This is a genomic window from Advenella sp. S44, assembly GCF_002810445.1.
Taxonomy (GTDB): Bacteria; Pseudomonadota; Gammaproteobacteria; order Burkholderiales; family Burkholderiaceae_B; genus Advenella.
The window spans coordinates 819,763-841,531 of record NZ_NEXS01000003.1; the positions used below are offsets into that span (position 1 = coordinate 819,763).

Below are 21,769 nucleotides of genomic sequence, written 5' to 3' on the forward strand. Positions count from 1 at the left end.
AGTCTGAATCATGAAGGTATTGGTACAGCGTGCGCGCCAGGCGCAGGTTACAGTAGACGGCAATATGGTTGCCGCTATCGGTGCTGGCCTGTTGCTGCTGGTGGGAATTGCTCACGACGATACAGAACAGGATGCGCAATATCTGCTGCGCAAGACGCTGGCGTTGCGCATTTTCAATGACGACAACGGCGTGATGAATCGGTCGGTTCTGGATGCCGGTGCACAGATACTGGCCGTCAGTCAATTTACCCTCATGGCCGACACGCGCAAAGGCAATCGCCCCTCCTATATATCAGCGGCGCGTCCCGACGTTGCGAAACCGTACTTTGACCGGTTTGTCCAGCAACTGTCAGAAGGGCTGGGCCGCGCGGTTCCAGTCGGGGTTTTTGGCGCCGATATGAAAGTGTCGCTTGTTAACGATGGGCCCGTGACCATTTTACTGGACAGTCGTGATCGGTAACTACAAAGGCGAGCCTGGCTTGCCGCGTGCCGTCGCTGCCTTTGTCTGTGGCGCGGGGCGCTAGTGGACCCGATTTACGTTTATGTGGTGCTGGGCGCTGTGGTTGCCGGGTTTGTCCAGGGGCTGTCCGGTTTTGGTTTCGGACTGGTTTCTATGGCGCTATGGGCCTGGGTGCTGGATCCACGGCTGGCTGCTGCGCTTGCCGTATTTGGCGGGATGACGGGCCAGATCGTTGCCGCATGCTCGCTGCGGCGGGGCTTTGATTGGCGCCTGCTTGTTCCCTACGTATTTGGCGGACTCGCGGGTATTCCGCTGGGAGTCGTGCTGCTGCCCATGCTTGATGTGAATATGTTCAAGGCTGCGCTCGGGTGTTTGTTGATCGTCTGGTGTCCGATCATGATCTTTGCAAGACGGCTTCCTAAAGTCACTGTTGGCGGCAACGCGGCCAATATGCTGGTTGGCCTGGGGGGCGGCATCATGGGTGCGCTCGGCGGCTTCTCCGGTGTTTTGCCTACACTTTGGTGCACCTTGCGTTATTCCAATCGTGATACGCACCGCGCACTCATACAGAATTTCAATTTGTTTATGCTTTCCACGACCATGTTGTCCTATATTTGGACGGGATTGGTGACACGGCCCATGCTGCCGATGTTACTGCTGGTCCTTCCCGCGATTCTGATACCGTCCTTTATCGGCACACGCGTGTATGCCGGCTTTAGTCCCGAACGCTTTCGGCTGGTCGTGTTGCTGCTGCTGACCGCCTCGGGCCTGGCGCTGCTGGGCTCTGCGGTCCCGAATCTGATTGCCCCTTAACAGGCAGGTTGCTATTGTCGGCGATTGGATTATCGCAGGGGCAGGACCGGTTGCACTATTGACTACGTATTATGCACCACGCATCAGCGGTTGCATGCCACCATCTTGCCCTGGCCGGTTTTTAAAACAGGAGGAAGTACAGCACCGGTATCACAATGGCGGTAAATATGCCGTTCAGGCTCATCCCCAGGCTCGCATAGGAACCCGCTTCCTGGCTGTGTTTAAATTCTGCTGCCGTGCCAATCACATGAGAAGTGACGCCCATGGACAGGCCGCGAATATCGTCGCGTTGTACGTTCATCCATTTGAAAATGAACGGGCCGATGGTAGCGCCCAGAATGCCGGTAAAAAACACAAAGGCGGCAGTAAGCGGAATGACGCCACCCAGCGATTGCGCCAGCTCCAGCGCGATGGGCATGGTCGCTGCCTTGACGGATAATCCGACCAGGATAGCGCGATCGGCGCCCATCAGCCAGGCCAGGCCTATCGAGCTGCACACTGCGACTATCGAGGAAGCCAACAATGCCAGGCCAATCGGGCGCAGGCGTTTTTTGATGGTCTTGCCGTGCATGGCGATTGGTACGGCAAGCGCCACGGTGGCCGGGCCCAGCATCATGGAAAGATAGCGGGCACCCTGCAAATAGGTGCTGTATTCAATATTCAATAGTTGCAGGCTTAGAATGATAAGCGTGGTTGCCACCAGCACCGGGTTAAGCAAAGAAAAGTAGCCGCTGCGGGCGAAAAGCCACGAGGCCAGGAGGTAGGCGACGATCGTAAGCAGAAAACCGGTCAGGAATGCATGCACGGGAACTCCAGCAAGAAAAAACGTCATTTCGTTACAAGCCGCTTATTGCCGTCTTGCCTCAGTGCGACGATACACAAGGCTTGATCGTAAAAACGAAAAGCAGCAAAAACTGCGGCGCTGCCAGCACAACAACAACCGGTGTGAGGCTGGCATAACGCGCGTGCACACTTGGGTTTAGCGTTCCCTGTCTGCATACCGAAAGACCAGAATGCCTGCCAGCAGAGAAAGGACGGTACTGACAATGACAGCTGTAATGACCGCAGGCCAGTATCCATCCAGCAGCCTGTAGCTGACCATGAGGCCGACCGTAGCGGGCAGAAACAGTAGCGCCAGATGTGATAGCAGGGGTGGAATGTGCCGGGCCATGAGCGTGAAAAGGGAGGGCCGAAGCTTGAATAAAAGCAGCAACAAAAGCATGCCTGCAATGGGGCCAGGCAGTGGCAGCGACAGCATGTAACTGATGCCTTCACCGGCAAAATAACAGGCAGCAACAACAAGGAGAGAGACAAGCATGGGGCAACCGTCAGTGGCAGGTAGAAGTACCTGCTTATTATACTTGCTTATGATGAAGGTAATATCATGCCTCTAATCAGTATATTTTTTACATAAAGTTAAGGATAAACGGGCCGTTGAGGGCGCCAGCAGGTGGCTTCTGATTCCCGATTCGCGATTGCGCAACAGTGCGAGATGGAACGCGGGGATATGGTACTCTTTCAATATGCAGCGCAGCAACTTTGAATATGTCAGCGGCAGCAACTTTCAATAACAGGATCGGGAGCCAATCCATGAAGCTTAGAAATGCCAGTTTGCTTAAAGACAAATGTTATATCAATGGAAAATGGGTCGGTGGCAAGGCGGTCATCGAAGTCACCAACCCCGCCACGGGCAAGCGTGTGGGTACTGTGCCCAAGCTGGGCCAGAAGGAGACCGCAGACGCTATCAAGGGGGCCGATAAGGCCTGGCCAGCATGGAAGGGACTCACCGCCAAGGAGCGAGCAGCCATTTTGCGCAAATGGTTTGTGCTCATCAACGACAACGCCGATGACCTGGCCTATATCATGACCACCGAGCAGGGCAAGCCACTGGCCGAGGCAAAAGGGGAAGTCACCTATGCCGCCTCTTTCATCGAGTGGTTTGCTGAAGAAGCCAAGCGCGTATACGGCGATACCATTCCTGCACCACAAACCTCGCAGCGTATTGTGGTGGCCAAGGAACCCATAGGCGTATGCGCGGCTATCACACCCTGGAATTTTCCGGCAGCGATGATCACTCGCAAGGTGGCGCCGGCGCTGGCCGCCGGCTGCACAGTTGTCATCAAGCCGGCATCGCAAACGCCCCTTACCGCGTTGGCGCTGATTGAACTGGCCGAACAGGCGGGCATACCGGCTGGCGTCATGTCCATCATTACCGGTAATTCGTCTGAAATTGGCAAGGAGCTTTGCAGCAATCCGCTGGTGCGCAAAGTCAGTTTCACCGGTTCAACGGAAGTGGGTCGCATCTTGATGGAGCAATCGGCCAGCACCATCAAGAAGGTCTCGATGGAATTGGGTGGGAACGCGCCGTTCATTGTGTTTGATGATGCCGACATTGACGCGGCAGTCGAAGGTGCCATTATTTCCAAGTACCGCAATGCGGGTCAAACCTGCGTATGCGCAAATCGCATTTATGTACAGAAAGGCGTCTATAAGGCGTTTGTCAAGAAACTGGTCGCCGCCGTGGACAAACTGGTGGTGGGGGACGGCACCGGTAAAAATGTACAAATTGGCCCGTTGATCGACGAGAAGGCAGTGGAAAAAGTCGAAAGCCACATCAAAGATGCGGTGCAGCATAAGGCTAAGGTGCTCACGGGGGGTAAACGCAGCAAACTGGGCGGACTATTCTTTGAGCCGACGGTCATTGCCGATGCAACGCAGGGCATGGCGTTCGCGCGTGAAGAAACCTTCGGCCCGCTGGCGCCGGTCTTTAAGTTCGACACGGACGAAGAGGTCATCAGCATGGCCAACGATACCGAGTTCGGCCTGGCCGCGTATTTTTATGCCCGCGACCTGGGACGCGTTTGGCGCGTCGCCGAGCAACTGGAATACGGTATTGTCGGCATCAACACTGGCCTTATCTCAACGGAGGTGGCGCCTTTCGGGGGCGTGAAGCAGTCCGGCCTGGGCCGTGAGGGTTCCCACTACGGCATTGACGATTACCTGGTCATCAAATATATGCTGATGGGCGGCATCTGATCGGCTGGCGGGCTTGTCCCGCCGCCGGCACCCACGCATTTGATATCGTCTATTTGATTAAGCGAGTTGATACCGTTTTTCCATTATGAAAAAGCAAATACCCAATACCTTTCGCCAGAGATTACTGGCCCGCGAAACACTGGCAGGCATGTGGCTTAGCACGAGCAGTCCCATGCTGGCTGAGGTGGCTGGTGTGTGTGACTACGACTGGCTGTTGCTGGACGGTGAACATGCGCCGAATGACATTCCTTTGCTGATGGCCCAGTTGCAGGCGATAAACGCCAGCACCAGTGCCGCCATTGGCCGTCCGCCTGTCAATGACCAGGCCCTGATTAAGCAGTATCTGGATATCGGTTTTTATAATCTGCTGATCCCGTTCGTTGAATCGGGCCAACAGGCCGAATATGCGGTAGCTGCGACACGCTATCCGCCGGCGGGCGTGCGCGGCGTGGCCGGCATGACCCGGGCCAGCGCCTATGGCACCGAGCCTGATTACTTCAAACGGGTCAATGAACATATCGGCGTGATCGTGCAAATCGAGAGCCGCGCCGGCGTTGAGGCGGTTCAGGACATTGCTGCCGTCGAAGGCGTCGATGCCATCTTCATCGGGCCTTCCGATTTGTCGGCGGCTTACGGCTACCTTGGTCAACCACAGCATCCTGAAGTACAACAGGCCATTGCTCATGTACATCAAGTGGCCTCGGCAGCCGGCAAAGCCAGCGGCATTCTGGCGGTTGTACCGGAAGATGCAGCAAGATATATTGATCTGGGCTTTAGTTTTGTTGGTGTCGGCGTTGATCTTTCTGTATATAAAAATGCCTTGATGAGCCTGCGCAAGCGGTTTTAGTATTTGATTTGCAGCCGTGCCGTCATCGCGTTTTATAGTGCCAGGGTATAAACGAGGATGCTCACAAGTTTGAAATTTTGGATAAAAACTGCCCCCCTTATTGCGTTTCTGATTTTGCCGGGCGATCCATTGTTTGCCCAGACCATTACCTACGCCATGGGCGACGATGCGCCGCGCAGCGAACACATTGTCGGGCCTGGCGTGTTGCCGGGCTTTACGCAGGATGCGCCGCCAGCATGGTCTTTTGACCCGGAAACGACAAAAATTATTTTGTTGCCGATCGATGAACCCAATCCTGCTCCCGAAGCGGGAGAGGCAGTGCCGCTAGAGCGACTGGTGACGGCCGATGCCATGCGTGGCGTCGACAACTGGGAAAATTATCAATACGCGTCCGCAATCGGACCATTCATGACAGACCAGACCAGCGCAGCGCTGCGCAAGAATACAGCCCGGATCGTCCAGTTACAACCCGTGCGCAGCTTTACCACAGGCGCGCAAACGTGGAGCCTGACGACGGAAGATAGAAATCGCCTATCCCTGGGTTCCAACCAGGTTGTCAGTAATATTGGACAAAGCGGCTTTCGTATTGGTGGCGTACAGTTGAGCCGGCAACCGGATGGGACACAGGACAATTGGTTTATTGATCCCAACCAGTTGGCTTATTCCACAGCGGCCGGGGCCATGGACTATTCAGCCGCCTCGGGTGACGATGCCAGTTTCCACTTCGGTAGTGGCGCGGCCAACACAGCTGTCCGCTACGGACTAAGCGAGGTGGCTTCGGTCGATTCACAGGTACAGTTTGCGCGCGCGTTGAAGAACCTGGGCATGGGCGCCAGTTATGCCCTGGACGATATGGGTGACTTGCGGCTGACCGTGAATGCCGGGAAATATGAAGATCAGGCAAATTGGCGCTCAATGTTCGCCTATCGCGCCAAGGTGTTCGATCTGGCGTCCCTGCAGTTTTCCAATGAACTGACCAGCGCGCATTACATGGACTTGTCCAGGCTGTCCCAGGATCCGCTGACCGACCGTGCGATTCGCAATCAGCTAAAACTGACATACCCGCTGGATACGCAATCGCAGGTTTCGGGCAGTTTCGAAAACAGCCGTGTATTGAACGGAACCTCTGAGCAGACTTTTGGTGTGGAACAAAGCTACAAGCTGGAGTCTGTCCTGCTCAAGCTTAAAGCGCAGCGAGCGGTACGCAGCGATAACGGCTTATTGCAGTTCAACCTGGATATCCCGATGAGTGGCCGATAAGCGCCCAGGCAAATGCTTAAAAAGGGGTGATAGCCCTTTTTGAAATCAGCTTGCAGTACGGGGGTCGGAGAGTGGCAATGGTGGCGCCGCTTCACTTTGCTGCAGAATGTTTTCAAGAATGTCAGGTACTTCGAATACCGCCCGATTGTCCTGCTCCTTGACTCTTGCCCGAAAACTGTCCAGGTTGTCCAGCAACTCATGCACCGCCTCGTTGATTTTGGCGAAGCTGGGCAGCACAATACCAAGCCCGTTTTTGGTGACCCATTCACCGTTATAGCGTTCCTGGATCATGGTCCATTTATTGCAAACAATAATGACCGGCATATCTTTGCGGATGGCCTCGCTGATACTTCCCGGACCTGGCTTGCCGATAAAGAAGTCGGCCATTTCCATGAATATCGGCATCTGCGTCGTAAAGCCTTCCACCAGTTTGTGTGCCCGCGTCTGCATTTTGCCGATTTTTTTTGCCAGCGCTGCGTTATGTCCGCAAATGTAGATCATTTGTACATCGGACAATTGTTTGGCGATCTTGATCATGGCCTTGGAGCCGTGTCCACCGAACATGACCAGCCCTACGGGCTTATCCGGATCAAAACCGGCCGTGATCAGTTGCTCGCGCCGGTCGATCTCGGGCTTTTTATAGAAGTCCGGATGTAGCAGCATGCCTGAACTGGGATGAACATGAGATTGCGGATGGCCCGCCGCGCACGCCTGCTCTACGGCTTTGTCTGTGCCGCAGATAAAATGCTGCTGCTGGTTTTTTTCGATCCAGAAGTTTGGCGCGTTGTCTGCAAGGTCCGTCAGAATGGTGACGTACGGGACACCGGGCAGCGAAGATACCAGGCTTTCATACATGGCGCGATTGAAATTGGGAACCAGTGATACCACCATGGCCGGTTCGGTTTCAATCCAGTGTTCCTGCAGCCGCTTGACCATCACCTGATGGGTCAGCCGGATAAAGGCCTGCAAAATACGCAGTTCCGGTGTCATGGCCATGGTCCATCCTTTGGCCAATTGACGGTTATAAAATTCCTCGGGCGCCACGCCGGTCACCCGTTTATAGACTTGCCTGGAATCGAGCACTTCAAACAGATTGACAAGCCTGACGTTCCACTGTGGGTGGCTGTTTTTCAATACTGCCTCAAGCGCCCGGGCCGAAGCGCGATGGCCGCCGCCCGCATTGAAATAGATCAAGTCAATATTTTTTTTCATAGTTGGCTTTCTCTCAATGGTTCAAATGAACAGTTTATGACGCTATTGTGGCATGAATATGAATGGTCGAAAATGATAAAATGTGTCGGACTGATACGAATAAAGTGTGGATCGGCACCGCAGTAAAAAAACCCGGTTGTGCAGAACACGTCCGGGGCGGTATTTGCGAAGGGCAGATCAAGCGCTATTTTTGTGCAATTGTCGTGTTTACGCCGGCATCATGCGCGGCCCAGCGCGCAGTCACGGATTTGGTCTGAGTCCAGAACATGACCGCCTGCTTGCCATTGGGTCCCAGATCGCCCAATTTGGAGCCGCGGGAACCGGTAAAGCTGAACCACGCCACCGGAACGGGAATCGGAATGTTGATGCCGATTTGCCCCACATCGATGTTATTCTGGAAATAGCGGGCATTGCCGCCGCTTTGCGTGAAAATCGCAACGCCATTGCCGTTCGGATTGCGGTTGATAAACTCGACCGCCTGTTCGAGCGTGTCGACGCATACAATGCACAGAACCGGACCGAAGATTTCCTCTTGATAAATGGCCATGGTTTCTTTGACATCGGCAAAGATGGTGGGGCCAATGAAGTTGCCGCTTTCGTAGTTCTTTACCTCCAGATCGCGGCCGTCCAAAAGCAGGGTGGCCTTCTCATCTACGCCACTCTGGATCAGTTGTGCCACACGCTGCTTGGCCCTGGGCGACACCAGGGGCCCCAGGTCGGCCTGGCGATCTTCGCCGGCATTCACTTTCAGCCCTTTGGATCTTTCAACAAATTCGCCAATCCATTCGCTGGCCTGACCGACCATGACCGCCACCGACGTCGCCATGCAACGCTGACCGGCTGCGCCGAATGCGGCGCCAACAAGTTGGTTAAGGGCCACTTCCTTGTCGGCGTCGGGCAGAATGACGCAATGGTTTTTGGCGCCCATCATGGCCTGGCAGCGTTTGCCGGCATTGGATGCACGCTGATAGACTTGCGTGCCGACATGAGACGAACCGATAAACGACACGGCCTTGATGTCGGGATGTTCGCAAAGACGGTTAGCCACATCCGGGCCGCCGTGCACCACATTCAGTACGCCGGGTGGCAGTCCCGCCTCTTGCGCCAGTTCGGCCAGATACAGGGATGCACTGGGGTCTTGTTCAGAGGGCTTGAGTACAAATGTATTGCCGCAGGCTATGGCAATCGGGAACATAAAGCAGGGCAGCATGACCGGAAAGTTGAATGCCGTAATCCCGGCGCATACGCCCAGCGGCTGGATCACGGTATAAACATCGATTCCCGTTCCGGCGTTCTCGGCATATTCGCCCAACTGTAGGCTGGCAATGGAGCAGGCATGTTCGATCACTTCAAGACCGCGGCCCACCTCGCCTTCGGCATCGGGCAGCGTCTTGCCATGCTCCAGCGTAATGAGCTCGGCCAGTTTCGCTGCATTATCGCGCACCAGTTGCTGCAATTTGAGCATGACACGCATCCGGTTGCCCTGGCTGGTATTGCGCCAGGTCTGGAACGCGGCCTTGGCGCTGGCCACGGCCTCGTCCACTTCCGAAATTGGCGCCAACGGCACTTTGGCAACAACTTCCTGATTGGCCGGATTCAGCACATCGAGCCAATCGGTGGCGCGGGATTGGACTTTTTTTCCATTGATCAGTAACGGAATATTGGGTATGGCATTCATAACATCAATCCTTTATTTTTTTACAAGAGGGCAGGTCGATTCGGAGAGCGGCTCAAAAGCTTCTTCGGCCGGGATGGTGGCGAGCAGCTTGGAGTAGTCCCATTCGCTTTTCTTTTCATCGGGTTTTTTAACTTCGTACAGGTACATGTCGTGAATGACCCGGCCATCGGCGCGAATAGAGGCGTTATGCATGATCGGATCTTCAATGGGCAACTTGCGCATTTGCTCAGCAACTTTGGCGCCGTCCGTCGTGCCGGCGGCAGCAACCGCTTTCAGGTAATGCAGCACGCTGGAGTACACGCCGGCCTGGGTCATGGTCGGCTTCAGGCCTTTATAGGCTTTGGCAAAGCGATCGGACCACTGGCGGGTGCCATCGTCAAAGTCCCAGTAGAAGCCGTCCACATAGGTCAGTCCCTGGGCGTTCTCATTACCCAGTGCGCGCAGGTCAGACAGGAAAATCAATAGCGCCACCAGGCGCTGGTCGCCGCCGCTGATGCCAAACTCCTTGGCCTGCTTGACGGCATTAACGGTATCCTGGCCGCCATTGGCCAGCGCGACAACCTGCGCCTGGCTGCTTTGCGCCTGTAAGAGGAACGAGGCATAATCACTGTTGTTCAGTGGGTGACGCACCTGGCCGACAACCTCGCCGCCCAGTTTTTTCACCATCTTCGAGGTATCGGCTTCCAGCGAATGGCCAAAGGCGTAGTCCACTGTCAGAAAGAACCAGGATTTACCGCCAGCCTGAACCGTGGCCTTGGCGCCGCCCACCGACTGCGAATAGGTGTCGAACATCCAGTGAAATCCCACCGGCGAACACGATTTATTGGTCAGGGCCGTTGTGGCCGGTCCTGAGAAAAGCGCAATTCGGTTTTTCTCTTTGGCCACGTTCTGCACCGCCAGCGCCACGGCGGAATTGGTCAGGTCGGCGATGGCCGTGACGCCCTGACGGTCAAACCATTCGCGCGCCTTGGCTGCGCCAACATCAGCCTTATTCTGATTGTCCGCAGACAGCAGCTCGATATTCATGCCCTTGCAAGGACCGGCAAGGCATTCATCAATGGCAAGCTGCGCGGCCGCGACCGAGCCGGCACCGCCCATGGAAGCATAGGTGCCCGACATATCGGTAAGCACACCGACTTTGACTTGCGGGGCATCGGCGGCCCAGGCGGTAAGTGTCAAGCACGACGCTGCCGCCAGTACTGTTTTCCTGATCAACATTGAAGTCTCCTGAATTTTTTAATAGTTTTATCGTTTTGTTTGCAAAACGTATTCAGTTTGATGTGTATAAATCAATTTTGCAATAGAATATTTGCACATTTACTGTTCATATTTGCACAACGAAAGATGCCTGACTGGGACGATATCCGTTATTTTCTTGAAGTAGCCCGAACCCACCGAGCCAGTGCAGCCGCAGCGCGGCTGGGGGTTGAGCACACCACGGTCACGCGGCGCATCCGTCATTTGGAAGCCGACTTGGGGCAATTGCTCTTTGATAAATCGCGCAGCTCAGGATTTACCCTGACGCGTTCAGGACAGCAACTGCTGGCCCACGCAGAGCAAATGGAAACGCATTTGTACAACGCCCAGGAACAGATCCTGGGCGTCAGCCAGAGTCCGGCGGGCCACGTCCGTGTGGCGGCAACCGAAGCATTCGGTTCGTGCATTATTGCGCCCTTGTGTGCGCAGTTCCAAAGCCAGTATCCCGATATGACCATAGATGTGTTGCCGGTGCCGCGATTTGTCAGTCTAACCCGTCGCGAGGCCGACATTGCCATCACGATCGAGCGGCCCGCCCGCGGGCCCTACGTAACCCGCAAGCTGATCGATTACACGTTGCTGCTGTACGGTACGCAGGTGTGCTTTGATCGCTATGGCCCGGTCAATGCCGAAGCCGACTTGCATCACCATCGTTTTATCAGCTATGTAGATGAATTGCTCTTTAGCGATCAACTGCGATACCTGGAAGACATCCTGCCCTTTACCAAGCCCGTCATAAAAAGCACCAGTGTGATCGCGCAATATTACAGTTGTCTGCAGGGACACGGACTGGCTATCCTGCCTCGTTTTCTTGCGGGGCAGAACCCTGATCTGATCCCGGTGCTGCAGGACAGAATCGGCATCACGCGCAGTTTCTGGATTTACTATCACGAAGAGCTGAAACGGCTGAAACGTATTGTGATGCTTTCGGAACACTTATGTGACATCATAGGAAGCAACCGCTTATTGGTGCAGGGCAAAGTGCCGGTGCAGCAAGTACAATGACCATTGAAAGCGATTTGTGAAAATTCAATTTCCAAAAGGAGTGCACGCATGACCATGACACTGACAGCAGCCGACGGACACGAACTGCAGGCGTTTATCGCCGGACCTGAAGATGCGGAAAAAGGCATCGTGGTTCTGCAGGAAATATTTGGCGTCAACAGCCACATCCGTGATGTCTGTGAATTTTATGCATCAAAGGGCTACCGCGTGATCGCCCCAGCCTTGTTCGACCGGATCGAGTCGGGGGTTGAAATGGGCTATACGGCGCAGGACGTAGACCGAGGCAAGCAATTGAAGGCAAAAGTGAGCTACGACGATGCGCTTAAGGATATCGAGGCTGCGGCTACCGCCCTGGCCGGACAGAAGCAAATCGGCGTCGTGGGATTCTGCTGGGGGGGAACGCTGACCTGGGTTGCCGCCTGCCGCAGCTCTTTGTTTTCTGCAGCCTCTTGCTGGTACGGGGCCGGCATCGCCGAGCTGCGCAATGAAAAAGCCAAATGTCCTGTGCAAATGCACTTCGGTGAAAGAGATAAATCGATTCCGCCTGAAGACGTCGAAGCCATCCGTGCGGCGCAGCCGGATGTCGATGTCTGCGTTTATGATGCCGACCACGGCTTTGGATGCGACCAGCGCGGCTCCTATGATCCGTTTGCCAGCGAGCTTGCACGGACCCGCACGGTTGAGTTTTTCAAGGCGAACCTGTAATCATAGCCATGCCAACGGACGCGCCAAGAGCGTCGCACACGCCGGTGGCGCATCGCGCACCGGCGCTGCACCTTTCGTACCAGACCTAAAATAAAAGAGGTGAAAAAATTTATGACGTTCTCGACAATGCTGTCTGCAGTCTCTCTATCTTTCGTGCTTGCGGCTACCGCACAGGCACAGGCGCCCCAGGACAAGGAAACGGCGCCGTTTACGATCCCTGAAAACGGCATAACCGTTCCGCCTGACCTTGGGAATGTGACGTTCGAGCTACCTGCAGTTAGCTGGATTGAAAACGGACGGCCAATCGACCAGGCCGAAGATGCGCTGGAGCTGCTGGCAACGGCAGACCGGCACGGGTTGGATCCGCGCTGGTTCCATATTTCGCAACTGAAGTCGCAATGGGGCCGGATCAGCTATGCGGCCTCGGCCGAAGAAACGGCAAATTTTGATCGTGAGCTGACGACGCAAATGCGCACTTACGTTAAGTTTTTGAAGAACGGTCGCATTTCGCCGTCGCTGATCAAGAATCGCTATTCCAAGCCCATTTTTTCCGATGCGGATGCCGACCTGTTTCTGACCAGAGCCATCAGCAACGGCAACCTGAAGGCATCTGTCAAGGCGCTGACCGACAGTATTCCCATGTACAACTCGCTGATGCAGGCGCTGGCTGTGTATCGCGAGCTGCAAAAAAAACCGGGCATGGACCAGCCTTTGCCTGCGCTGCCTGGCGGTAAACTGACTGAAGGCCAGCCTTATAACGGGATGCCGGCATTGATAGAGCGCCTTGTCCTGCTTGGCGATCTGCCTGAAGACACACCGGCGCGACCGATCTATGACGACACTATCATAGCCGGCATAAAAAGCTTCCAGCAGCGCCATGGTCTTGAGCCCGATGGTGTCATCGGCAAGGGAACGCTGGCGCAATTGAATACCCGTCCCATTGATCGTATCCGGCAGATCCAGATCAGTATGGAACGGCTGCGCTGGACGCCGCTGATGGAAGGCGAGCGCCGCATCGTTGTCAACGTGCCGGAATTTGTTCTGCGTGCCTATCACATTCGCAATCAGAAAGCTGAAAACCTCATTGAGATGAAAGTGATTGTCGGCAAGTCATTCAACACCAGTACGCCGCTGTTTGATGGCGCTGTCAGCAAGATCGAGTTCAGCCCGTACTGGAATGTGCCCATCTCCATTTCCCGCGGAGAACTGATTCCGCGTTTGCGCCGCGACCCTTCTTATATGGAGAAGCAGGGATTTGAATTTGTTACACAATCGGGTGTTTCGCAAAACGTCAGCGAGGACAATATCAGCGCGGTTCTCAATGGCCAGGCACGCATCAGGCAGCGTCCCGGGCCCAAAAACGCGCTGGGCGATATCAAATTCATTTTCCCCAACAACGAGGCCATTTATCTGCATCATACGCCCAGCACCCGCCTGTTTGACCGTACCCGGCGCGATCTGAGCCATGGTTGTATTCGTGTCGAAGAACCAGTGAGATTGGCGCAATTTGTGCTGGAAAAACAACCGCAATGGACAGCAGATGCCATCCAGAAGGCAATGACTGCAAAAAAATCCAAAACAATCAATGTATTGGAACCGGTTCCTGTCGTATTAGGGTATAGTACTGTGGTGGTAAAAAATAATAAAATCCACTTTTTCGCCGATATCTACGGACAGGACAAAATTCTGGACAATGCCATCAAGAAGATGGCCGCCTCACGTAATATTCCACCTGCCTCGTAATTTTCCAGGAGCCAGCACGGTATGATGTTTACGTCACCCCAGCTACACCGCCGCCAATTTTTAAGAACGTCTTCCTCATTGCTTGCCGCCGGTGCCATGTTTACCATCGGCACCAATACCGCCCGCGCCAATATCGCCGGCGGCGTCAGGCAAATTTCGCTCGACAACCTGCATACCAATGAAAAAATCACCTTGGCCTACGCCAATGGCGATACCTATATTCCCGCCGCCATGCATCGGCTGAACCGCTTTTTGCGGGATCATTATTCCGGCACGGTCGGCAAGATGGATCCGACCTTGTTCGACCTGATCAACAAGGTCAGGGGCTCGCTCAATACCAATGTGGCTATCGAGGTCATATCCGGATATCGTGACCCGCATACCAACGAACGTCTGCGCAAGACGCGCGGCGGTGGCGTGGCCAAGCGCAGTCTGCACATGGTGGGACAGGCCATGGACCTGCGCCTCAAAGGCGTGCCGCTGGACGAACTGCGCGATGCCGCCAAAGAGCTTGCTCTGGGCGGCGTCGGCTACTACCCCAAAGACGGGTTCGTACACATGGATACGGGTCGCGTGCGCAGCTGGTAGCCTTTATGCTTGCCCGCTGCGAGTGACACGGCACAGCCCGAGCCCGCGTCGTTGATGCTGGGGCGACCGTTGACGGCGACATGTATTGTCTTCGGTGGCGGCGTTCATTATTATTGAAATACGAAGCAAATAACAAATTCATTCATGAACAATAGCAACATTCGAACAATCGCGATCATCGGCGCCGGAACCATCGGCAGCAGCTGGGCCGCGCTTTTTCTGGCGCATGGATACCAAGTGGTGGTGTCGGACCCGGCACAGGACGTTCAGGCCAACACCCTGGCGCTGATCGATTCGGCCTGGCACACCTTGCGTGATCTGGGCAAGGTGCAGGATGAATCATTCCGCGACAATCTGCGTTTCGAAGCGGATTTGGCCAAAGCACTGGAAAACGTGGATTTTGTGCAGGAAAATGCCCCGGAACGCGAAGATTTCAAAATATCGCTTTTCGCGAAAATGGATGCGCTGCTGCCCGAGCACGTCATTATTTCCTCTAGTTCTTCAGGTTTGCTGGTCAGCCGCATGCAGTCGCAGTGCCGCTATCCGCAGCGCTGTGTGCTGGGTCATCCGTTCAATCCGCCGCATGTCATTCCGCTGGTCGAAGTGGTGGGGGGCGAACACACCTCCGAAGACACCATTGAACGTACGATGGAATTTTATCGCGCCGTGGGCAAGCATCCCATCCGTCTAAACAAGGAAATCGCCGGGCATATTGCCAATCGACTGCAGGCGGCGGTGTGGCGGGAAGTCATGCATCTGGTCAACGAGAATGTGGCCAGCGTGCAGGATATCGATGCCGCCATGAGCAAGGGGCCGGGGCTGCGCTGGGCTATATTCGGTCCGCAAATGGTTTTTGACCTGGCCGGGGGGCGGGCTGGCCTCGCGCATCTGATTGATCATCTACAGCCGGCAATCGAGACCTGGATGGATGACCTGGGCAATCCGCGGATGACTCCCCAGTTGCGCGAGCGCATGGTCCAGGGCACGCAGCAGGGCAGGCAAGACCAGTCATTTGAATCGCTGCTGCGTTATCGCGACAGCCATTTGATTGATATTCTGAAAAGCCTGGACGAAAAATAGGATACAGTGCGAGGCGCAATCATGTGTCCGGCAACAGGGATGTTCCGTCACGACGATTGCGCTAAACGTCAACCCGTGTGTCTTGCGAATCGTCTCCTGGACTTCTCGCCTTGCGATTATTCCAAACAAAAATGAAAATTTCAACTGAAAACAAAGGGCAGACCGCGAGTCCGCCATTGCGCATGCGACCGCTGCGTAGCAATGACCTGCCGCAGATGCTGGCGCTGCAAGCCGACGTTTATCCGCCGGCGTTGCTGGAAAGCGCCGAGGTCCTGAGCAGCAAGATCGACATGGTTCCTGCCGGGTGGACATCACTGGCCGCGGTTGACGGCGAAATCTTGTGTGCGTATGCAATCGGCTATCCCTGGCGCTCGGACCGACAGTTATGCTGGAATCGGCCGTTGGCGCGACAACACAATTGTGATGTGCTTTATCTGCACGATGTGGCGGTATCACCGTCTTACGCCCGGCAGGGCATAGCCGGCCAGCTGGTATCGCAACTGATGCAACAGGGTCGGCAGTTCGGTTTGGCCAATGCCATACTGATTGCGGTTGCAGGCGCGCACGGATACTGGTCGCGACTGGGCTTTATGCCTGACGAATCGCGCCGTACCGATCCGGCTTTCGGCGCCCGTGCCATGCTGATGCGTTGCAGCCTGGTTCCGGTGCCTGCGCGCCTGTCCGGTACGTCCTAGTCATACGATCTGGAGAAATGCTATGCCATTGCCCAAGACCGTCGCCTTCGTGCACATACTGCTTGCCGGCCACGTTGCGCCCGGGGCTCGCGTCATTGATGCGACTATGGGAAAAGGTTATGACACGGTACAGCTTGCCAGGCTTGTCGGCGAAACCGGTCATGTGTATGCCTTCGATATACAAAGCGAGGCGCTGAGCGCGACGGCGGCGCGTTTGACCAGTGAAAACCTGCGGTCGCGCGCTACGCTGATTCAGGATAGTCACACCCGCATGCGCGACTATATATTAGCGCCGGTCAGCGCCGTCGTGTTTAACCTGGGTTACCTGCCCGGCGCCGACAAATCGTGCGCAACCCAGGCCGGCCATACTCTGGTCGCTGTTCAGAGCGCACTGGCGCTGCTTGAGCCCGGCGGGTTGTTGCTTATCGCTATTTATTGGGGGCATCCGGCGGGCGTGAAGGAAAAAGAAACGCTTGAGTCCTTTGTGGCCAGGCTTTCACCGGAGACCTATCGGGTCCTGCGATATGAGTTTATCAACCGATACAGACCCGCTCCCTATTTGCTGGCCATCGAGCGGTTTGTCGATTGAACAGGATCTCGATGCCGCCTTCACAGCGCAAACTTTGGTTTGACTGGCGCACCGGGGCGCGGCAAATTGAGTATTTGCCTGGCTTGCTGTGGGGTCGCCGGTTCATAGCCCATTTCACGGATCAGCCGAACAATTCTCTCAGTCAGCTCGACATTGGTGGCCAGCCGGCCCTGCGAGTAATACAGATTGTCTTCCAGGCCGACCCGGACATGTCCGCCCAGCAGCAATGAATTAATGGCGCACGGCAATTGCGCTGGCCCGATGCCGCTGGCGCCGAAAATGGTGCCGGCCGGCAGGCACTCCACCATGAACTGCAGATTTTTAGGCGAGTAGGGCATGGCATTTTGAAATCCCCGATGCACGCCCATGACCAAATTTACATAGGCGGGCTCTTCGTCCGCGCCCATGGCCAACAGCGTCGTGGTATCTTGAAGAATATGAGTCGGACTGAACACTTCCCATTCGGGCTTGATACCGCGCTTTTTCATCTCGTCGGCCAGGAAACGGCAACGTGATGGCGCCGTGTTCATTAGGATTTCCTTGTTGTCGAAACTGGCGATAATTGTGGTGGCATCCAGCGTGCACATTTCGGCGCCCGCTTCCATGCCTTTGATCCGCTCTTCCCACAACAGCTCCCACATGCCGTTTTCGTTTTGACCGATCATCTCTCCATGAATGCCGCCGCCGGTAGAATTGTTCAGGATAATGTCGCATTTGGCGCGGATCCTGTTATTTATATCGTAATAAATATCGGGATTGCAGGTTGCGCCATCGTCTGGGTTGCGTGCGTGCAGCGCCACAATGCTCGCGCCGGCGTTGTAGCAATCATAGACATCGTCGGCAATTTCCTGCGGCTGCGTCGGTAAATTTGGATTCTGGCTTTTATAGGCCATGCCCCCGGTCGGGGCGATGGTCACAATGACTTTGGGTGTACTCATGATTGTGCTCCTGCAGATTGCTGTACCAGTTTGCAGTCGGATTCTTCAAGTTTTCCATATAGATCGTCGGGCGATAGCGTTTCAACCTTTCGATAATAATCCCAAGGCGCGCTAGACTCGTCCGGTTTTTTTACCTGCATCAGGTACATCGGGTTGGTGAGTCTGCCGTCAGCGCGCACGATGGCATCCTTGGCGAAGAAGTCCTTTATGCGTTCGGTTTTGAATCGTTTCATGATCGCATCCGGATCGTCTGTCTTCAATTGTGCGACAGCACTAAGGTAGTTGCTGACCGCCGAATAGGCGCCGGCCTGGATGTATGTCGGGATGCGGTTGGTGATTTTTCTGTATTCAGCCGTCCACTTGCGGGTGTCATCGTCCAGATCCCAGTAGAACGGGGTTGTCAGATACATGCCTTGCGTCACTTGCAGGCCCAGGGAATGGATATCGGGGATCAGTACGGTCAGGCCAACAAGATTCATCTGAGTATTGACGCCGAACTCATTGGCCGACTTTGCTGCATTCACAAAATCGCCTCCGGCGTTGGCCATGCCAAGGATTTTGGCGCCGGACGATTGCGCTTGTAATATATACGAGGAAAAATCAGAAGCGCCGAGCGGAACTTTAACCGAACCTTTGATGGTGCCATTGGCCTCTTTGACGACTTTGGAGGTAGCCGCTTCCAGTGCGTGGCCAAACGCATAGTCGGTCGTGATGAAAAACCAGTCTTTGCCGCCATTTTTGACAACAGACTTGCCTGTGCCGTTGGCCAGTGCATCGGTCGAATAAGTGTAGTGAATAATGTAGGGCGAGCACTGCTTGCCAGTCAGGGCCGAGGTCCCGCCGCCAGTGGAGATAAACAGTTTTTTCTTTTCGGTGGCGACATTGGCCATGGCCAGGCTGACGGCGGAGTTGGTGCCGCCGATCAGAATATCTACTTTGTTCACGTCGATCCATTCGCGGGATTTGGCCGCCGCGATATCGGCCTTGTTCTGATGATCGGCGTAAAGCAGCTCGATTTTCCGACCGTCAATATTTCCACCCGCATCGCGAATGGCCATGCGGATCGCCTGCACGCCACCTTCGCCGTCATAATCAGCATAGACACCCGAGATATCGGTCAAAAAACCAATACGAACGACATCATCAGAGATGCCGGCGGCATGCGCGACGCCCGCTGATGCCAGCAGTACGCCTGTCGCCAATTGGATTGCTGTTTTTTCCATCACTGTCTCCTTTTTATACTTTTGCTGCGGACCCGGTAGTCAGTTAATACGTCACTGAAGGAAAGCTTGCGCTGACAGTGTGTTGTCCGGCAAGCCTCTCGTTTTTCTGGGCCGCGTGTACGTCTTTTCCCGGGCACGCGATCAGACGCCCAAATACCGGTGAATCTGCGAAGGATCGTCGCGCAATTGACTGGCTTGTGCGTCGATGACAACCTTGCCTTTTTCCAGTACGACCAGTCGGTCAGACTGATCCATGACCTTGCGGTAATTGCGATCCACGACCATCGTGGCCAGGCCGCTGGCGCGAATTAATCCGATCACACGCCAGATTTCTTCTACGATCAGTGGCGCCAGGCCTTCGGTGGCTTCGTCCAGAATGATGGCATCCGGATTGGTCATGAGCGCCCGGCCGATCGAGAGCATTTGTTGTTCGCCCCCTGAGAGCTGGTCACCCATATTGTCCAGGCGCTCTGCAAGCCGCGGAAAAGTCTCCAGGATGCGATCGAAGGTCCAGTCCTGTTTGTCGTGGCGGCCCGCGCGCGCGCACATCAACAGGTTCTCGCGCACCGTCAGGTTGGGAAATATGCCGCGTCCTTCGGGCACGTAAGCAATTCCCAGCCGAGCCGCCATATACGGACGAGCGCGGGACATATCCTGCTGCTGCAATTCAATGCGGCCCTTGCGCTGCTTGACGTGGCCCAGCAGGGTACGTATCAGCGTGGATTTTCCCATGCCGTTGCGGCCCAGCAGGCCCACCGTTTCACCGGATCGCAAGTAGAAGTCAATGCCATGCAGTACATGACTGGAGCCGTACCATGCATGAACATCCTGTGCCAGGATAATGGCATCTGTAATTGATGCATTTGTCATATCAGTAGGTCCGTCGGTTTGTCTGCTGTATGGTCGCCTTCGCCCAGATAAGCCGTCTGCACGGCGGCATTGTTGCGAATGGCATCGGGCAGGCCGCTGGCCAGTACCGATCCGTTAACCATCACTGTCAACCGGTCGGCAACGGCAAAAACGGCGTCCATGTCGTGTTCGATCAACAGGATCGCCAGGTTTTTTTTCAGCTGATGCAGCAATCCCAGCATGCGGTCGGACTCTTCGGCACCCATACCAGCCAGCGGTTCGTCCAGCAGCAACACGTCCGGTTGTTGGGCCAGGCACATGGCCACTTCAAGCTGTCTTTTCTGGCCGTGGGAAAGATTGGCTGCCGTGGTCGCCGCGTGTTTGCCCAGCCCCGCTTGCTCCAGGGCATAATTGGCCGCCTCCAGGCTGCGCCGGCATTGTTGCGCGGCCGACCAGAACTGCCAGGGCTTCTGGACCTTTGCCTGAGCGGCCAGCCGGCAGTTTTCGCGCACGCTTAGCGGCAGGAATATATTGTTTCTTTGATAGCTGCGACCCAGGCCGGCCTGTGACCTTGCGGGCTGGGACCAGTTGCTGACGTCTTTTCCGCGCAACTGTACCTGTCCGCCCGACAGCGGCAGCTCTCCCGACAGCAGGTAGGTCAATGTGGATTTACCGGCCCCGTTGGTGCCGATAACCGCATGGATTTCCCGTTGGCGCAGTTGCAGCGACACGTTGTTCACGGCGATCAGCGCGCCGAATTTGCGCGTGAGATTTTTTGCTTCCAGCAATGGCATTGTCATTGGATCGTCTCCCTCTTGCTTGCACTGCGGCCGCGCCATTGACGGATTTGCCGGGGCAGGCCGGCCAGGCCGTCGGGCATAAGCATCACCACAAAAATGATGAACCCGCCCAATAATAATTGCCAATGTTTTGTGATGGCGGTAAACCATTCCGAAAGCAGCACGAATGCGAAGGCGCCGATAATGGCGCCGCCCAGGCTGCCCAGGCCGCCAAGAATGATCATGAGCAGGACATTGCCCGATTGATGCCACGACAGTAGTTCCGGGTTGACATAACCGTACTGGCAGGCATAGAGGAAACCGGCCAGGCCGGCAAACATGCCGCTGATGACAAAACTGGCAATTTTGTAGGTGGTGGTCTCAAATCCCGCGGCACGCATGCGTAGCTGGTTATGCTTGATGCCGACAAAGGCATGTCCCAGGCGGGAGCGCAGAATCAACTGCAAAATGATAACTGTGATAATCAGCAGTATCAGCGTGAACCAGTAAAAGGTATTGCCCGCTTCAAGATCGAATGGTTGCCATTGAAAAAGGGAAAATTTGGGTTTGAAATAAATATAAGTGCCGTCGGAGCCGCCGAATATCTTGATGTCATGAAACACGAAGTACACCAATTGTCCGAAAGCCAGCGTGACCATAATGAAATAGACGCCATAGCTGCGCATGACCAGCATCCCGATCAGCAGCGCTAGCAGGCCGGCGCCGCCAACACAGATCAGCATCAGCAGCCAGCCATTGCCCGCTTCCGATTCCGGAGAGAACGTGGCGACCATGTAGGCGGCAAAACCCATGAATGCCGCATGACCAAGACTGACCAGGCCGGTGAACCCGACGAGTAACTGCAGGCTTAGCGCAAAAATACTCAGGATCATGATTTTTGTCACCAGATCGCCGTGGTAGTTGGTGCCAATAGGTTCGGGCAGCACCGGCAGCACCGCCAGCAGAATCAGGCCGATCAGCCAGAAAAGCAGGTTGTTTTTTGTAATCATGC

At 55.3% G+C, this 21,769-nt stretch carries 22 protein-coding genes; 12 read left to right on the forward strand and 10 right to left on the reverse strand.

The window, feature by feature from the left end; translation table 11 throughout:
* The first annotated feature begins 10 nt into the window (after positions 1–10).
* Both dtd and CAP48_RS07835 read left to right on the forward strand, forming a co-directional pair.
* Complete coding sequence (dtd, locus tag CAP48_RS07830) at positions 11–460, forward strand: D-aminoacyl-tRNA deacylase (protein WP_100695425.1); 450 nt, start codon at positions 11–13, stop codon at positions 458–460.
* A gap of 63 nt (positions 461–523) precedes the next feature.
* On the forward strand, positions 524–1,273 hold the full coding sequence (locus tag CAP48_RS07835; RefSeq protein ID WP_100695426.1) for a sulfite exporter TauE/SafE family protein: 750 nt from the start codon (positions 524–526) through the stop codon (positions 1,271–1,273).
* Positions 1,274–1,394: 121 nt separating this feature from the next.
* Here the strand turns inward: CAP48_RS07835 and CAP48_RS07840 are convergent, their stop codons facing one another.
* Together CAP48_RS07840 and CAP48_RS07845 are read right to left on the reverse strand one after the other, a co-directional pair.
* Positions 1,395–2,105, reverse strand: coding sequence for an LrgB family protein (locus CAP48_RS07840; protein WP_100695427.1), 711 nt, complete (start codon positions 2,103–2,105; stop codon positions 1,395–1,397).
* A 147-nt stretch (positions 2,106–2,252) separates the two neighbouring features.
* Positions 2,253–2,591 (reverse strand): CidA/LrgA family protein, encoded by a 339-nt coding sequence (locus CAP48_RS07845; RefSeq protein ID WP_100695428.1) that lies wholly within the window; start codon positions 2,589–2,591, stop codon positions 2,253–2,255.
* A 272-nt stretch (positions 2,592–2,863) separates the two neighbouring features.
* Between CAP48_RS07845 and CAP48_RS07855 the strand changes: the two genes are divergently transcribed.
* From CAP48_RS07855 to CAP48_RS07865, 3 genes are all read left to right on the forward strand, one after another.
* Positions 2,864–4,309 carry an NAD-dependent succinate-semialdehyde dehydrogenase gene (locus CAP48_RS07855; protein WP_100695430.1) on the forward strand — a complete coding sequence of 482 codons (1,446 nt, stop codon included), beginning with the start codon at positions 2,864–2,866 and terminating at the stop codon, positions 4,307–4,309.
* Between the two features lie 85 nt (positions 4,310–4,394).
* On the forward strand, positions 4,395–5,156 hold the full coding sequence (locus tag CAP48_RS07860; RefSeq protein WP_100695431.1) for an aldolase/citrate lyase family protein: 762 nt from the start codon (positions 4,395–4,397) through the stop codon (positions 5,154–5,156).
* A gap of 69 nt (positions 5,157–5,225) precedes the next feature.
* Complete coding sequence (locus tag CAP48_RS07865; protein WP_153045663.1) at positions 5,226–6,416, forward strand: hypothetical protein; 1,191 nt, start codon at positions 5,226–5,228, stop codon at positions 6,414–6,416.
* Between the two features lie 45 nt (positions 6,417–6,461).
* Here CAP48_RS07865 and CAP48_RS07870 read toward each other — a convergent pair whose 3' ends face one another.
* The 3 genes from CAP48_RS07870 to CAP48_RS07880 form a co-directional block, all read right to left on the reverse strand.
* A complete protein-coding gene (locus CAP48_RS07870) occupies positions 6,462–7,628 on the reverse strand; it encodes a glycosyltransferase (protein WP_100695433.1) in 1,167 nt (388 codons plus the stop codon).
* A 184-nt stretch (positions 7,629–7,812) separates the two neighbouring features.
* Entirely contained in the window at positions 7,813–9,306 is a 1,494-nt protein-coding gene (locus CAP48_RS07875; protein WP_100695434.1) for a CoA-acylating methylmalonate-semialdehyde dehydrogenase, read from the reverse strand.
* Between the two features lie 12 nt (positions 9,307–9,318).
* A complete protein-coding gene (locus CAP48_RS07880; RefSeq protein WP_100695435.1) occupies positions 9,319–10,524 on the reverse strand; it encodes an ABC transporter substrate-binding protein in 1,206 nt (401 codons plus the stop codon).
* 126 nt (positions 10,525–10,650) lie between these two features.
* Between CAP48_RS07880 and CAP48_RS07885 the strand changes: the two genes are divergently transcribed.
* From CAP48_RS07885 to CAP48_RS07915, 7 genes are all read left to right on the forward strand, one after another.
* Positions 10,651–11,568, forward strand: a complete 918-nt coding sequence (locus CAP48_RS07885) for a LysR family transcriptional regulator (RefSeq protein WP_100695436.1) — start codon at positions 10,651–10,653, stop codon at positions 11,566–11,568.
* A 48-nt stretch (positions 11,569–11,616) separates the two neighbouring features.
* Positions 11,617–12,273 (forward strand): dienelactone hydrolase family protein, encoded by a 657-nt coding sequence (locus CAP48_RS07890; protein WP_100695437.1) that lies wholly within the window; start codon positions 11,617–11,619, stop codon positions 12,271–12,273.
* A 111-nt stretch (positions 12,274–12,384) separates the two neighbouring features.
* Complete coding sequence (locus CAP48_RS07895; protein WP_100695438.1) at positions 12,385–14,016, forward strand: murein L,D-transpeptidase; 1,632 nt, start codon at positions 12,385–12,387, stop codon at positions 14,014–14,016.
* A 21-nt stretch (positions 14,017–14,037) separates the two neighbouring features.
* Positions 14,038–14,604, forward strand: coding sequence for a DUF882 domain-containing protein (locus CAP48_RS07900; RefSeq protein ID WP_100695439.1), 567 nt, complete (start codon positions 14,038–14,040; stop codon positions 14,602–14,604).
* 144 nt (positions 14,605–14,748) lie between these two features.
* Positions 14,749–15,684 carry a 3-hydroxyacyl-CoA dehydrogenase NAD-binding domain-containing protein gene (locus CAP48_RS07905; RefSeq protein ID WP_100695440.1) on the forward strand — a complete coding sequence of 312 codons (936 nt, stop codon included), beginning with the start codon at positions 14,749–14,751 and terminating at the stop codon, positions 15,682–15,684.
* Between the two features lie 131 nt (positions 15,685–15,815).
* The gene (locus CAP48_RS07910; protein ID WP_100695441.1) at positions 15,816–16,379 is read left to right on the forward strand and encodes a GNAT family N-acetyltransferase; all 564 of its coding nucleotides are present in this window, start codon (positions 15,816–15,818) and stop codon (positions 16,377–16,379) included.
* A gap of 22 nt (positions 16,380–16,401) precedes the next feature.
* Entirely contained in the window at positions 16,402–16,968 is a 567-nt protein-coding gene (locus CAP48_RS07915; RefSeq protein WP_100695442.1) for a class I SAM-dependent methyltransferase, read from the forward strand.
* 20 nt (positions 16,969–16,988) lie between these two features.
* Here the strand turns inward: CAP48_RS07915 and CAP48_RS07920 are convergent, their stop codons facing one another.
* The 5 genes from CAP48_RS07920 to CAP48_RS07940 form a co-directional block, all read right to left on the reverse strand.
* Positions 16,989–17,906 (reverse strand): 3-keto-5-aminohexanoate cleavage protein, encoded by a 918-nt coding sequence (locus CAP48_RS07920; protein WP_100695443.1) that lies wholly within the window; start codon positions 17,904–17,906, stop codon positions 16,989–16,991.
* The gene (locus tag CAP48_RS07925) at positions 17,903–19,129 is read right to left on the reverse strand and encodes an ABC transporter substrate-binding protein (RefSeq protein WP_100695444.1); all 1,227 of its coding nucleotides are present in this window, start codon (positions 19,127–19,129) and stop codon (positions 17,903–17,905) included. The genes CAP48_RS07920 and CAP48_RS07925 overlap by 4 nt, the downstream gene beginning before the upstream one ends.
* A 141-nt stretch (positions 19,130–19,270) precedes the next feature.
* Entirely contained in the window at positions 19,271–19,999 is a 729-nt protein-coding gene (locus CAP48_RS07930) for an ABC transporter ATP-binding protein (RefSeq protein ID WP_100695445.1), read from the reverse strand.
* Complete coding sequence (locus tag CAP48_RS07935; protein WP_100695446.1) at positions 19,996–20,778, reverse strand: ABC transporter ATP-binding protein; 783 nt, start codon at positions 20,776–20,778, stop codon at positions 19,996–19,998. Before CAP48_RS07935 ends, CAP48_RS07930 begins: the two co-directional genes overlap by 4 nt.
* Positions 20,775–21,767 (reverse strand): branched-chain amino acid ABC transporter permease, encoded by a 993-nt coding sequence (locus CAP48_RS07940; protein WP_100695447.1) that lies wholly within the window; start codon positions 21,765–21,767, stop codon positions 20,775–20,777. The genes CAP48_RS07935 and CAP48_RS07940 overlap by 4 nt, the downstream gene beginning before the upstream one ends.
* Between the last annotated feature and the right edge of the window lie 2 nt (positions 21,768–21,769).

What these genes read in the sequence shown, in the direction of transcription:
- dtd (WP_100695425.1), top strand. Translation starts at nt 11, where the DNA reads ATGAAGGTATTGGTACAGCGTGCGCGCCAGGCGCAGGTTACAGTAGAC.
- CAP48_RS07840 (WP_100695427.1), bottom strand. Translation starts at nt 2,105, where the DNA reads ATGACGTTTTTTCTTGCTGGAGTTCCCGTGCATGCATTCCTGACCGGT.
- CAP48_RS07845 (WP_100695428.1), bottom strand. Translation starts at nt 2,591, where the DNA reads ATGCTTGTCTCTCTCCTTGTTGTTGCTGCCTGTTATTTTGCCGGTGAA.
- CAP48_RS07855 (WP_100695430.1), top strand. Translation starts at nt 2,864, where the DNA reads ATGAAGCTTAGAAATGCCAGTTTGCTTAAAGACAAATGTTATATCAAT.
- CAP48_RS07860 (WP_100695431.1), top strand. Translation starts at nt 4,395, where the DNA reads ATGAAAAAGCAAATACCCAATACCTTTCGCCAGAGATTACTGGCCCGC.
- CAP48_RS07870 (WP_100695433.1), bottom strand. Translation starts at nt 7,628, where the DNA reads ATGAAAAAAAATATTGACTTGATCTATTTCAATGCGGGCGGCGGCCAT.
- CAP48_RS07875 (WP_100695434.1), bottom strand. Translation starts at nt 9,306, where the DNA reads ATGAATGCCATACCCAATATTCCGTTACTGATCAATGGAAAAAAAGTC.
- CAP48_RS07880 (WP_100695435.1), bottom strand. Translation starts at nt 10,524, where the DNA reads ATGTTGATCAGGAAAACAGTACTGGCGGCAGCGTCGTGCTTGACACTT.
- CAP48_RS07885 (WP_100695436.1), top strand. Translation starts at nt 10,651, where the DNA reads ATGCCTGACTGGGACGATATCCGTTATTTTCTTGAAGTAGCCCGAACC.
- CAP48_RS07890 (WP_100695437.1), top strand. Translation starts at nt 11,617, where the DNA reads ATGACCATGACACTGACAGCAGCCGACGGACACGAACTGCAGGCGTTT.
- CAP48_RS07895 (WP_100695438.1), top strand. Translation starts at nt 12,385, where the DNA reads ATGACGTTCTCGACAATGCTGTCTGCAGTCTCTCTATCTTTCGTGCTT.
- CAP48_RS07900 (WP_100695439.1), top strand. Translation starts at nt 14,038, where the DNA reads ATGATGTTTACGTCACCCCAGCTACACCGCCGCCAATTTTTAAGAACG.
- CAP48_RS07905 (WP_100695440.1), top strand. Translation starts at nt 14,749, where the DNA reads ATGAACAATAGCAACATTCGAACAATCGCGATCATCGGCGCCGGAACC.
- CAP48_RS07910 (WP_100695441.1), top strand. Translation starts at nt 15,816, where the DNA reads ATGAAAATTTCAACTGAAAACAAAGGGCAGACCGCGAGTCCGCCATTG.
- CAP48_RS07915 (WP_100695442.1), top strand. Translation starts at nt 16,402, where the DNA reads ATGCCATTGCCCAAGACCGTCGCCTTCGTGCACATACTGCTTGCCGGC.
- CAP48_RS07920 (WP_100695443.1), bottom strand. Translation starts at nt 17,906, where the DNA reads ATGAGTACACCCAAAGTCATTGTGACCATCGCCCCGACCGGGGGCATG.
- CAP48_RS07925 (WP_100695444.1), bottom strand. Translation starts at nt 19,129, where the DNA reads ATGGAAAAAACAGCAATCCAATTGGCGACAGGCGTACTGCTGGCATCA.
- CAP48_RS07930 (WP_100695445.1), bottom strand. Translation starts at nt 19,999, where the DNA reads ATGACAAATGCATCAATTACAGATGCCATTATCCTGGCACAGGATGTT.
- CAP48_RS07935 (WP_100695446.1), bottom strand. Translation starts at nt 20,778, where the DNA reads ATGACAATGCCATTGCTGGAAGCAAAAAATCTCACGCGCAAATTCGGC.
- CAP48_RS07940 (WP_100695447.1), bottom strand. Translation starts at nt 21,767, where the DNA reads ATGATTACAAAAAACAACCTGCTTTTCTGGCTGATCGGCCTGATTCTG.